Below are 11,877 nucleotides of genomic sequence, written 5' to 3' on the forward strand. Positions count from 1 at the left end.
CCGTCCCCACGGGTCGGCGCGGTCGGGTCACCGTCCGGTCATCCGGCGGACGGCGGCCCGGGCTTCAGGTCAGGCCCAGGGCCGGCAGCAGGGCTGCTTCCACGAACCGGACCAGGTAGTCCGGGTCCGCGTACTCGCCCTCCAGGACGGGCCGGACGCGCAGGACGCCGAACATCTGCGCCGGGATGTACTCCAGCGCCGGGAGGTCGGCGGGCACTTCCCCCCGTTCGACCCCGCGCCGGATGATCTCCTTCAGCGCGGCGATCTCCGGTTCCACCAGCGCCTCGCGCAAGGCACGCTGCAACTCCGGGTCCTGAGGGGCCGCGTGCGCGAGCGCCTGGAGGAGCTTGGTGTCCCGGCCCGACAGCTCTCCCGCCGCCCGGGCCGCCTCCCGCAGGTCCCCGGCGAGCGAGCCGGTGTCGATGCAGCGCGTCCGCCGGTGCGAGCGCAGCGCCGCCGCCACCAGCTGCGGCTTGGTCTTCCACTGGCGGTAGAGCGTGGACTTGCTGCACCGGGTGTCGGCGGCGATCCCCTCCATGGTGACGGAGTCGTAGCCGCACTCACGGAGCTGCTCCAGGACGGCGTCGTAGAACTCCTGCTCACGCTCGGGCGTGATCTTGGAGCGGCGCGAGGCACCGAGCGGCTCGGGCCGGTCCGCGGCCTGCGGCGTCATGGGCGGGGCTCCTGGTTTCCCTCGGGCGGCCGGAGCATTCCCGGCCGACGGTGTGTTCTTCGTCTATCGATACGCCAGTGTACCGGTACGCGACCGTATCGGTACACTGACGTATCGGTACGCTCTCGTACCGATAAGAGCACCACCGTCACCGAAGGGGCCGGGGGATGAATGCCCGCACCGAGCCTGAACCGGCGGGGTCCGACGCCGTAGCGCGACCGCCGCTCGTCCGGGAGATCCTGCTCGTCGCAGGGCTCTTCCTCGTCTACAAACTCGGCCGGCAGCTTGCCACGGGCCACACCGGCGAGGCCTTCCACAACGCGCGCCGCGTGTGGGACTTCGAGCGGGCGGTCCATCTCCCCGGCGAGGGCGCCGTGCAATCGCTCCTGCTGCACGGTGACGGCCTGGCGCACCTGGCGAACACCTACTACGCGACCGTCCACTTCCCCGCCACCGCCGCCTTCCTGATCTGGCTCTATCTGCGCCGGCCGGCCCACTACGTCTGGGCCCGCCGGGTCCTGGCCGCGGTCACGGCCGCCGCGCTGGTGCTGCATCTGCTGTTCCCGCTCGCCCCGCCCCGCATGCTGGCCGCGACCGGCCTGGTCGACACGGCGCGGGTGTACGGGCCGTCGGTGTACGGCAACCCCACGACGGACTCCCTGTCGAACCAGTTCGCGGCGATGCCGTCGCTGCACTTCGGCTGGGCTTCGATGGTCGCTATCGGGCTGATCGCCGCCACCCGCTCGCGGTGGCGCCTGCTGTGGCTGACGCATCCCCTGCTGACCCTGCTGGTGATCGTCGGCACCGCCAACCACTACTGGCTCGACGCGCTCGTGGCCGCAGCCCTGCTCGGGCTCGCCCTCGCGCTCATCCCCCTGCCGCACCGCACGGCGAGCACCGCCGGGCGGACGCCGGGCCGCCTCGTACCGGCGCAGCGGGACGAGCAGGCGCTCGTGGGAGCCGGCCGATGAACACCGTGGTGATCGCCGTCGCCCTGTCCCTCGTTTCGGCCGTCGCCTACGCCGCCGCCGCGGTCGCCCAGGAGCGGCTCGCCTCCCGCTCCCCGGCCGCGGGCACGCGCACGCTGCTCGGCAGCGGCGCTTGGTGGTGGTCGGTCGGACTGAACGCATCGGCCGCCCTGCTGCACGTCGTCGCCCTTCGGTACGGCCCGCTGACCGTGGTGCAGCCGCTCGGTGCTCTCACCCTGGTCGCGGCGGTGCCCATGGGCGCGCGGATGGCGGGACGGCGGGTGAGCGCGGCCGAGTGGAAGGGCACCGCCCTGACCCTCCTGGGACTGGGCGCGGTCCTGGTCACGGCGTCCGGTCCGGCGCCCGACGGTGTGCTGAGCGTCCCCGAGGCGCTTGCGGTGGCCGGCGCCACCGCGGCGTTCATCGGGGTGCTGTCCCGGCCCGGTGCCCGCCCCGGGCTGCGGCACGCGACCGCGTCCGGTCTGGCCTCCGGGGTCGCCTCGGCCCTCACTCAGACGGTGACGGTGGCCGCGACGGACCGGTCCGGCCCGGTGCTGAGCGTCCAGGTGGTCGGCGTGGCCCTGCTCGTGGCGGCCTTCGCGGCCGGCGGGCTGGTGCTGTCGCAGACGGCGTACCGGGGCGGTCTGGGCGGACCCCTCGCGATGGTGACCCTGTCCAACCCGCTGGCCGCCGCGGTGATCGGCCTGTCGCTGCTCGGCGAACGCCTCCAGGGCGGTCCTGCGGGCATGCTGCTCGCGCTCGCGGGGGCGGCCGTCGCGTCCTGGGGCGTGCTGCTGCTGACCCGGACGGCACCCCCGGCAGCCCCGGTCGGCGACGATCACCCGGTTGCGGCCCTCCTGGCTCTGGAGGCCGGCTCGGCCACGCCCGAACCGGCGCTGGTGCCCCGGCCGCGCGATCCGGGGCACCTCACTCCTGCTACGCGGTGATGATCGCCGGGTCGCTCACCCCCGGCCGGCCGTTCTCGACGTGCCCGGCGAACCGCCGCAGGAACGCCTTGTCGCCCTCGGCGGTGACGGTCAGGTCGTACCAGCGGCGGCTGCCGGCGAGTTCGGCCGTCCGGCACACCTTCGCGCCCGGACGGACGGTGACGGTCGCGGGCCGGCCGCCGTACGCGTCGGTGAGCTTCAGACGGACCGCGCCGGAGCCCTTGTTGGTGAAGGTCAGCTCGATGTCGCCGCCGGTGTGGCGGGCGGTGACCTCGCAGCCGGCCGCCTTGTTCGAGCCCTTGAAGACGCGCACGAAGCCGTTCGGGCCGTGCACGGTCAGGTCGTAGGAGCCGCCGGAGTACGCCGAGTTCCACGTGTCGGAGAGCGTCTTGCCCGCCTCGGTGGTGTACATCCAGGGGCCGTCGGTGCGGTTGCCGGAGGTCACATGGAAGGCGCCGCCGGCCTTCGCCCCGGTGGCGAAGGTGAGGGTGAGCCTCCCGGCCGCGGTGTCGACCGAGGCGTCCACGTGCGGGGCGTACTTCAGCGGCCGGGAGCGGCGCAGGCCGCGCTCCTGGCGGGGCATGCGCGGGTCGGCGGGCGGGACCGGCTTGTAGTCGGGGTGGCGTTCGCGGTCCTGCGGCTCGTAGCCGTCGGTGCCGGGCAGCGGGGCGGGGCGCGCGTCCGTGCGGGAGAAGTCGAACGCGGACGTCAGATCACCGCAGACGGCGCGCCGCCAGGGCGAGATGTTCGTCTCGCGCACACCGAAGCGGCGCTCCATGAACCGCAGGATCGAGGTGTGGTCGAAGGTCTCGGAGCAGACGTAACCGCCCTTGCTCCACGGCGAGACGACCAGCATCGGCACCCGGGGACCGAGGCCGTAGGGGCCCGCCGTGTTCTTGGCGTCGCCCGGGAAGAGGTCGAGAAAGACGTCGACGGTGGACAGTCCGCAGGAGGCGTCCTTCGGCGGCAGCGGCGGCACCACGTGGTCGAAGAAGCCGTCGTTCTCGTCGTAGGTGATGAACAGGGCGGTCTTCGACCAGACCTCCGGGTTGGAGGTGAGGGCGTCGAGGACCTGCGCGATGTACCAGGCGCCGTAGTTCGAGGGCCAGTTGGAGTGCTCGGAGAAGGCCTCGGGGGCGGCGATCCAGGAGATCTGCGGCAGCTTGCCGGCGTTGACGTCGGCGCGCAGCAGGTCGAAGTAGCCCTGGCCGGCCTTGGCGTTCGTGCCGGTGCGCGCCTTGTCGTACCAGGGGTCGCCGGGCTTGGCGTCGCGGTACGTGTCGAAGTACAGCAGCGAGTTGTCGCCGTAGTTGCCGCGGTAGGCGTCCTGGATCCAGCCCCAGGAGCCCTGGGCGTCGAGGCCGTCGCCGATGTCCTGGTAGATCTTCCAGGAGACGCCGGCCCGCTCCAGGCGCTCGGGGTAGGTCGTCCAGCCGTAGCCGAGTTCGTCGTTGCCGAGGACCGGGCCGCCGCCGGTGCCGTCGTTGCCGGTGCACCCGGACCACATGTAGTAGCGGTTGGGGTCGGTGGAGCCGATGAACGAGCAGTGGTAGGCGTCGCAGACGGTGAAGGAGTCGGCGAGGGCGTAGTGGAAGGGAATGTCCTCGCGGGTCAGGTACGCCATGGTCGTGGTGCCCTTGGCGGGCACCCACCGGTCGTACGCACCACCGTCGTAGGCCTGGTGGCCGTCGGGCCAGGAGTGCGGCAGGCCCTCCAGGAACTGCATGCCGAGGTCGTCGGCGTCCGGGTGGAACGGCAGGATCTCCTTGCCGTCCTTCTCCTGGTGCCAGACCGGTTTGCCGTTGCCCAGGGTGACCGGACGCGGGTCGCCGAAGCCGCGGACGCCTCTCAAGGTGCCGAAGTAGTGGTCGAAGGAACGGTTCTCCTGCATGAGGACGACGATGTGCTCGACGTCCTCGATCGACCCGGTGCGGTGGTTCGCCGGAAGGGCGGCGGCGCGTTGGATGCTGGCGGACAGGGCACTGAAGGCCGTGGTGGCACCCGCGAGCTGGAGAAAGCGGCGCCGGTTTACTTCGGACATGAAGGACAGACCTCTCATCCTGAGGTGCGGGATGGCCGGAACCTGACGGAATCTGCGCGGAAGGAGTGTTTCAGGGACACCAAACGCCGAGGAAGGGGCACGTGACACTCGTGTGAAAGTCGCCGGTACGGACGGTGTGCCCGGGCTTTGCCGGGGGAGGGTGAGGGGCGTGACAGAGACGCAGACGGTTTCCCCGCCGACGAAACGGCCCGTTCGCCAGCTCCTCGCCGCCTCGGTGGGCAACGCGGTGGAGTGGTACGACTGGTACGCCTACACGTTTCTTGCCACGTACATCGCCGCCCAGGTCTTCCCGAAGAGCGCGGACAACTCGCTGGTGCCGCTGCTGTCCACGTTCGCGGTGTTCGCGGTCGGCTTCTTCATGCGGCCGGTGGGCGGGCTGCTGATGGGCGCGGTCGCGGACCGGCACGGGCGGCGGGCCGCCCTCACGGTCACCATCCTGCTGATGGGCGGCAGCAGCCTCCTGGTCGGGCTCACCCCGACCTACGCGGCCGTCGGCGTCCTGGCGCCGGTCGTCCTCGTCCTCGCCCGGCTGCTGCAGGGACTCTCCGTGGGCGGCGAGTTCGCGGCCTCGACGACGTTCCTGGTGGAGTCGGCGGGGCCCGGCCGGCGCGGGCTGTTCTCCAGCTTCCAGTACGTGTCGACGACGGTGGGGCAGCTGGTCGCCTCCGCGGTCGCCACCCTGCTCGTGGACACGCTGAGCGACGGGCAGATGAACGGCTGGGGCTGGCGGGTGCCGTTCGTGCTCGGCGCCGTGCTGAGTCTGGTCGGGTTCTGGATCCGGCAGGGCGCGCAGGAGACCCGCAGCGCCGAGCAGCAGCAGGGCCCGCGCCCGGGCCTGTTCGAGGCGCTGCGCCGGCACCCGCGCGAGTCGCTGCTCATCGCCGGCATCACGGCGGGCGGCACCATCGCCTACTACACGTGGACGTCGTACCTGCCGACGTACGCCGAACTGAACGCGGGCGTCGAGAAGTCGGACGCGCTGCTCGCGGGCACGATCTCACTGGCGTTCTTCGCCCTGCTGCAGCCGCTCGGCGGTCTGCTCTCGGACCGCTTCGGCCGCCGCCCCCTGCTGCTCTTCTTCGGCCTGGGCTTCGCGCTCCTCGCGGTGCCGCTGCTGCACGTCCTGAGCGACTCGTTCACCGTGCTGCTGCTCGTGCAGTGCGCGGGCATGGTGCTGCTGACCGGCTTCACCTCGATCAGCGCGGCCGTGAACGCGGAGATCTTCCCGCCCCGGGTCCGCGCCGCGGGCATCGGCTTCCCCTACTCCCTGACGGTGGCCCTCTTCGGCGGCACGGCCCCGTACGTGGGCACGCTGTTCAAGGAGCAGGGGCACTCGGGGCTGTTCCCGTGGTACGTCGCGGTGATCTGCCTGGTGTCGTCGGTGGTGTACCTGCGGCTGCCGGAGACGGCTCACGCGGCGCTGCGGCGGTGAAGCGTGCGCGGTCGCGCTGCTGGGCGCCCCCGCCCGCGGTGATCAGGCCCGTCTCGTAGGCGAAGACGCCTGGACCCGATCGCGCAGGTCCAGCTTCGACAGGATGCGGCCGACGTGACTCTTGACCGTGGTGGGGCTCAGGAACAGCCGGGAGGCCAGTTCGGCGTTGCTGAGTCCGGTGGCGAGCAGGCGGAGCACCTCCAGCTCGCGCGGGGTCAGGCCGGAGAGATCACGGTGTGGGCGCCGACCTCGACGAGCTGACCGCGCGCACCGGTCGGGCAGTCCGGCCCGTCTTTCCCCTCCTCCTCAACCGCGCCTTGTGCGTCACCTGTGTCAGGACCTCTTACGAGGTCGGCGGCTGGCGCTTCAGTGCCCGAAGACCGCCGTCGCCACCGGCACTGCCAGCAGCATGCTGAGTCCGACCAGGGGGAGGCGGTCCAACCAGAGGACGGCGGCGAATTCACGCAGTGTCGCGGCCAGCCAGTAGGCGGGGGAGGTAGGCGCGCCCACGACGTGCACGGGCACGCCGACGCGGCGGGCCAGCAGGGTCGTGCGGTAGACGTGGAAGCAGCTGGTGACCACCGTGGCACGGTGGCCGGGATGGGTGTCACCCACGAGGGCCGCGCTGAAGCGGAGGTTCTGCCCGGTGTTGACGGAGCGGTCTTCCCGCACGATCCGGTCGGCGGCCACTCCGCGTCCGCGCAGGTAGTCGGCCATGGCGTCCGCCTCGGAGCGGACCTCGTCCTCACCCTGGCCGCCCGAGACGACGAACACCACACCCGGCGTGTCCGGTGCCCGGGCGGCGTCGATCGCCAAGGCCCGCTCCAGTCTGCGGGTCAGCAGCGGGCCGGGCCGGTCGCCGTCGAGCCCGGCGCCCAGGACGACGACATGGGTGGTTCCCGGTAGAGGGGTTCTACGGCCCCGCACGAACGCGTAGCCGGCGAAGACCAGGAAGAGCAGAGTGAGGTATCCCGCGGTCGCATTCACCGCGACCACGAGGGCACCGAACGCCTCGCCGCCGACCGCGTGGAAGACCGCATCGAGGCCGAGCACCGCCAGCAGTGCGAAGCCGGCGCCCCCGGTCGCCAGCAGGGCTGCCTGCGGTCCGTAGCGCCGGACCAGGAGGACCCCGTCGGCCAGCAGCAGCAGGCCCAGCGCGAACGCAACAAGCAGGGCGGCGACGGTGAGGACAGTGGCGATGGCCGGGTGGGCTGCCGCGCTGCGAGAGGCCACGCCGAGCCCGGCAGAGGTCACCGCGAGGCAGAACAGGACGGCGGTGGAGAACCGGTGCGGTGCCAGCACGGCGTTGACGACGCCGCCCACCGCGAACACGACCGCGGTGAGGTACTCCGGGTACTCCGGCATGTGCCGCACCGCTCCGCTCTCCCGCCCGCCGGGCCGCTCCCCGTACCCGCTCGCCTCGCCGCCCGCAGGTCCCCGGACCTTGCACGGACGGCTGCCGGCCATCCTCCCAGATCTGCTGTGGTGCGCCGAACGCGGGCGGTGTAACCGAGTTCGAGTTGTTGCGAGCAGTGGAGCGCATCCCCGCTCTCGGCTACCGCGTCGGCGGCCCTGAACGTCACCGCCGGTTCGAACCGTGCACCGACGTCAATGGGGGGACGTAGCAATACGAGAACAGGGCCCATAGGAGGAGCCGGACTCGGCGATCAACCTGAGGTGACGAGGAAGCCTTCGCACCGGCGCTGGGAGGTGCCCCGTGATGACAAGGCGCATGAAGAACGCGCTCTGCACAGCCCTTTCGCAGGGGGACTTCCGTCTGGCAGAAGTCGTCTTGCGCGGCAACCACAGCCCTGTCGAACCTGATTCCGACCACGGCACGCGGGGCGACGACGCCCCGCCGACAGGGACGGGAACCCCATGCCTCACATGACCGCCTTCGCCAGGAACCAGTGGTACGTCGCCGCCTACAGCCACGAGGTGGGGCGGGAGTTGCTCGGCCGGACGATCCTCGGTGAGACGCTCGTGCTCTACCGGACCGAGGAGGAGGGCACGCCGGTCGTCCTGCACGACCGCTGTGTGCACCGCCGTTACCCGCTGTCCGAGGCGCCGACGCGGCTGGACGGGGACCGGATCGTGTGCGGCTACCACGGGTTCACCTACGACACGTCCGGTACGTGCGTGTACGTGCCCGGGCAGAAGCGGGTGCCGCGCACCGCCCGGGTCGCCTCCTACCCGGTCGTCGAACAGGACTCGCTGATCTGGGTGTGGATCGGCGACCCGGCGCTCGCCGACCCGCAGACCATCCCCCGGGCCCGGCACCTCGACTCCCCCGGCTGGGTCACCGTGCGCGGCATGGAGCCCATCGACTGCGACTACGGCCTGCTCGTCGACAACCTCCTCGACCTGTCCCACGAGACGTATCTGCACGGCGGTTACATCGGCACCCCCGAGGTCGCCGAGACGCCGATCACCACCGAGGTCGACGAGGGCGCCGGGATCGTCCGGGTCAGCCGGCACATGGACGACGCCGCGTGCCCGCCGTTCTACGCCAGGTCGACCGGCATCGAGGGCCGTATCACCCGCTGGCAGGACATCGAGTACCACGCCCCCTGTCTGTATCTGCTGCACAGCCGTATCGCCCCGGTCGGGGTGCTGCCCGAGGCGGACGGCAGTGACCCGAACGGCTTCCACACCGAGATCACATACGCGATCACGCCCTCCGGCGACGGCACGGTGTACGACTTCTGGGCGGTCTCCCGGGACTGGGCCACCGACGACGCCGAGGTCACCGAGTTCCTCCGGGGCAACAACCACACGGTGGTGATGCAGGACGTCACCGCGCTCAACCTGCTGCAGAAGACCCTCGGCACCGAACGCACCGGCTACCAGGAGCTGAGCATCAACATCGACACCGGGGGTCTGGCCGCCCGCCGCATCCTCGCCCGGCTGGTGGAGCAGGGCGAGAAGCCCGTGGAGAAGGTCCGGTGACGGCTCCCACCGGCGAGGTCTACCGCATCGCCTGGCTGCCGGGCACCGACACCCTGCACGGCACGTGCCACTGCGGCCGTGAGCACACCGCGCAGGACCCCGTCGAGATGTGGGAGTGGATGCTCGCCCATCCGCAGGGGCACTTGGTCGACGAGCCACGAGGAAACAGTTCATGAGTGTGTACGAGACCGAACTCGTCGTCGAGCGGAAAGAGTTCGTGGCAGAGGGCGTACTCGTCCTCACCCTGCGCCATCCGCTGGGCGAGCCGCTCCCGGCGTGGGAACCGGGCGCCCACGTCGACGTCCTGCCGGCGCCCGGTCTGGAGCGGCAGTACTCGCTGTGCGGCGATCCGGCGGACCGGTCGGCCTGGCGGATCGCGGTGCTGCGCGAGCGCCCCGGGCGGGGCGGCTCGGCCCATGTGCACGAGCAGTTGGGCGAAGGCGGCAAGGTGCGGGTGCGCGGACCCCGGAACAACTTCCGCCTGGAGCCCGCTCCCCGGTACCGCTTCGTCGCGGGAGGCATCGGCATCACACCGATCCTGCCCATGCTCGCGGCGGCCGAGACGGCGGGCGCCGACTGGACGCTGCTGTACGGCGGGCGCACCCGCGACTCCATGGCCTTCACGGAGGAACTCGGCCGCTACGGCGACCGCGTGACGATCGCACCCGAGGACGAGTCGGGTCTGCTGGACCTGCCGTCCGTGCTGGACGACCTGCCCGAGGGCACCCTCGTCTACTGCTGCGGTCCCGGGCCGCTGCTGGACGCGGTCGAGGCCCGGTGCCCTTCCGGGGTGCTGCGCGTCGAGCGGTTCCGGCCGAAGGAGCAGGAGAGCGGCGGCGGCACGGCGTTCGAGGTGGAGCTCGCGCGGAGCGGGCGGACGCTCACCGTCGCGCCGGACGTGTCCGTGCTCGATGCCGTGCGCGCCGCCGGGGTCGAGGTGCTGTACTCCTGCACGGAGGGCACCTGCGGCACATGTGAGACCGATGTCCTCGACGGCGAGCCGGACCACCGGGACTCGGTGCTGACGGACGACGAGCGCGCGGCCGGCGAGACCATGATGATCTGCGTGTCCCGCTGCCGCGGCAAGCGTCTCGTCCTGGACCTGTGAAGGGCCCGCCCTGTCCGTCCGGGCTGTTCAGGGCGCGGCCCACAGACCCCGGACGTGTCCGAGGTGCCGGGCCATCACGGCGCGTACGCACTCCTCGTCGCGGGCGAGCAGGGCGTCCAGGATCTCAAGGTGCTCCTCGGCCGACGCCTCCAGCCGCCCCTGTTCCACGAGCGCCGTCAGGCCGTAGAGGCGGGAGCGGCGTCTGAGGTCGCGTACGACGTCGACGAGATGGCCGTTGCCGGCGAGCGCCAGCAGGCCCAGGTGGAAGCGCAGGTCGGCCTCGACGTAGGCGATGAGGTCGCCGGCTCGTGCGGAGGCGACGATCTCCTGGGCGACCGGGCGCAGCGCCTCCAGGGCCACGGGGTCGGCCGTGCGGGCCAGGTCCGCCGTGGTGGGGATCTCGATCAGCGCCCGGATGTGGGTGTACTCGTCGAGTTGCCGCTCGGAGACGGCGGTGACCCGGAAGCCCTTGTTGGGGACGGTGTCGACCAGGCCCTCCTTGGCCAGGTCGAGCAGGGCCTCGCGCACCGGGGTGGCGGAGACGCCGAAGCGGGCGGCGAGGCCCGGGGCCGAGTAGACCTCCCCGGGCCGCAGTTCACCGGCGATCAGGGCGGCCCGCAGCGCGTCCGCGACCCGCTCCCGGTGACTGGGCTTCCTGCTGCCCAGCACGGGCAGGGCGGGGGTGTGCTGCGGAGCCATGACGGTCGGGGTTCCTCTCGTGTGCGCTTGCGAGGGCCTACAGGACGAACCCCGCCGGGAACGGGTCCTCGGGGTCCAGCAGGTACTGGGCGGTGCCGGTGATCCAGGCGCGGCCGGTGAAGCTGGGCAGCACGGCGGGGCGGCCGGCGACCTCTGCCGTGCCGAGCAGTCTGCCGGTGAAGCGGGTGCCGATGAAGGACTCGTTCACGAACTCGGTGTGCAGCGGGAGTTCGCCGCGGGCGTGCAGCTGGGCCATGCGGGCGCTGGTGCCGGTGCCGCAGGGCGAGCGGTCGAACCAGCCGGGGTGGATGGCCATGGCGTGCCGGGAGTGCCGGGCGGTCGAGCCCGGGGCGGCCAGGTAGACGTGGTGGAGGCCGCGGATGGAGGGGTCCTCCGGGTGGACGGGCGGGTCCTCGGCGTTGACGGCGGCCATGAGGGACAGGCCCGCGGCGAGGATCTCGTCCTTGCGGGACCGGTCGAAGGGCAGGCCGAACCGCTCCAGCGGCAGGATGGCGTAGAAGTTGCCGCCGAACGCGAGGTCGTAGGTCACCGTCCGGCCGTCGGCGAGGGTGGCCTCGCGGTCGAGACCGACGGCGAAGGAGGGGACGTTGCGGAGGGTGACCGCCTTCGCGGCCCCGTCCTCGACCGCCACCTCGGCGACGACCGGGCCCGCCGGAGTGTCGAGCCGGATCGTGGTGACCGGCTCGACGACCTCGACCATGCCGGTCTCGACCAGCACGGTCGCCACCCCGATCGTGCCGTGCCCGCACATCGGCAGATATCCGGAGACCTCGATGTAGACGACGCCCCAGTCGCAGTCGGGCCGGGTCGGCGGCTGCAGGATGGCGCCGCTCATGGCGGAGTGGCCTCGCGGCTCGTTCATCAGCAACTGCTTGACGTCGTCGCGGTGTTCGCGGAACCACAGCCGTCGTTCGTTCATGGTGGCGCCGGGGATGGTTCCGATGCCGCCGGTGATCACGCGGGTCGGCATGCCCTCGGTGTGCGAGTCGACGGCGTGCAGGACGAGTGTGCTGCGCAT

At 71.8% G+C, this 11,877-nt stretch carries 11 protein-coding genes and 1 pseudogene; 6 read left to right on the forward strand and 6 right to left on the reverse strand.

Annotated elements, in window-relative coordinates; genetic code table 11:
• Positions 1-64: 64 nt before the first annotated feature.
• Positions 65-673: a TetR/AcrR family transcriptional regulator gene (locus tag ADK65_RS33745; RefSeq protein ID WP_053674951.1), complete on the reverse strand. Its 609-nt coding sequence runs from the start codon at positions 671-673 to the stop codon at positions 65-67.
• A 167-nt stretch (positions 674-840) separates the two neighbouring features.
• Between ADK65_RS33745 and ADK65_RS33750 the strand changes: the two genes are divergently transcribed.
• The gene (locus tag ADK65_RS33750) at positions 841-1,644 is read left to right on the forward strand and encodes a phosphatase PAP2 family protein (protein ID WP_053674953.1); all 804 of its coding nucleotides are present in this window, start codon (positions 841-843) and stop codon (positions 1,642-1,644) included.
• Entirely contained in the window at positions 1,641-2,588 is a 948-nt protein-coding gene (locus tag ADK65_RS33755) for a hypothetical protein (RefSeq protein WP_053674954.1), read from the forward strand. Before ADK65_RS33750 ends, ADK65_RS33755 begins: the two co-directional genes overlap by 4 nt.
• Here ADK65_RS33755 and ADK65_RS33760 read toward each other — a convergent pair.
• Positions 2,578-4,629, reverse strand: a complete 2,052-nt coding sequence (locus ADK65_RS33760; RefSeq protein ID WP_053674956.1) for a phosphocholine-specific phospholipase C — start codon at positions 4,627-4,629, stop codon at positions 2,578-2,580. The two genes, ADK65_RS33755 and ADK65_RS33760, sit on opposite strands and share 11 nt — an antisense overlap.
• 169 nt (positions 4,630-4,798) lie before the next feature.
• On the opposite strand from ADK65_RS33760, the gene ADK65_RS33765 reads away from it, so the two are divergent.
• Entirely contained in the window at positions 4,799-6,082 is a 1,284-nt protein-coding gene (locus ADK65_RS33765; protein WP_053674958.1) for an MFS transporter, read from the forward strand.
• Positions 6,083-6,104: 22 nt separating this feature from the next.
• Here ADK65_RS33765 and ADK65_RS36645 read toward each other — a convergent pair.
• Together ADK65_RS36645 and ADK65_RS33770 are read right to left on the reverse strand one after the other, a co-directional pair.
• A pseudogene (locus tag ADK65_RS36645) lies at positions 6,105-6,322 on the reverse strand (response regulator transcription factor); the annotation flags it as partial.
• A 126-nt stretch (positions 6,323-6,448) separates the two neighbouring features.
• Positions 6,449-7,447: a YdcF family protein gene (locus ADK65_RS33770; protein WP_159038859.1), complete on the reverse strand. Its 999-nt coding sequence runs from the start codon at positions 7,445-7,447 to the stop codon at positions 6,449-6,451.
• A 513-nt stretch (positions 7,448-7,960) separates the two neighbouring features.
• Here ADK65_RS33770 and ADK65_RS33775 point away from each other — a divergent pair.
• Genes ADK65_RS33775 through ADK65_RS33785 form a run of 3 tightly spaced genes read left to right on the forward strand, consistent with a single transcriptional unit; the run spans position 7,961 to position 10,139 of the window.
• Entirely contained in the window at positions 7,961-9,031 is a 1,071-nt protein-coding gene (locus ADK65_RS33775) for an aromatic ring-hydroxylating dioxygenase subunit alpha (RefSeq protein WP_199825751.1), read from the forward strand.
• Complete coding sequence (locus ADK65_RS33780) at positions 9,028-9,207, forward strand: hypothetical protein (protein ID WP_053674963.1); 180 nt, start codon at positions 9,028-9,030, stop codon at positions 9,205-9,207. The genes ADK65_RS33775 and ADK65_RS33780 overlap by 4 nt, the downstream gene beginning before the upstream one ends.
• Entirely contained in the window at positions 9,204-10,139 is a 936-nt protein-coding gene (locus tag ADK65_RS33785) for a PDR/VanB family oxidoreductase (protein WP_053674965.1), read from the forward strand. The genes ADK65_RS33780 and ADK65_RS33785 overlap by 4 nt, the downstream gene beginning before the upstream one ends.
• Positions 10,140-10,166: 27 nt before the next feature.
• Here the strand turns inward: ADK65_RS33785 and ADK65_RS33790 are convergent, their stop codons facing one another.
• Positions 10,167-10,838 (reverse strand): GntR family transcriptional regulator, encoded by a 672-nt coding sequence (locus ADK65_RS33790; RefSeq protein WP_053674967.1) that lies wholly within the window; start codon positions 10,836-10,838, stop codon positions 10,167-10,169.
• A gap of 37 nt (positions 10,839-10,875) precedes the next feature.
• A complete protein-coding gene (locus tag ADK65_RS33795; protein WP_053674969.1) occupies positions 10,876-11,877 on the reverse strand; it encodes a proline racemase family protein in 1,002 nt (333 codons plus the stop codon).

It is taken from the genome of Streptomyces sp. NRRL B-1140 (genome assembly GCF_001280065.1).
Lineage (GTDB): Bacteria > Actinomycetota > Actinomycetes > Streptomycetales > Streptomycetaceae > Streptomyces.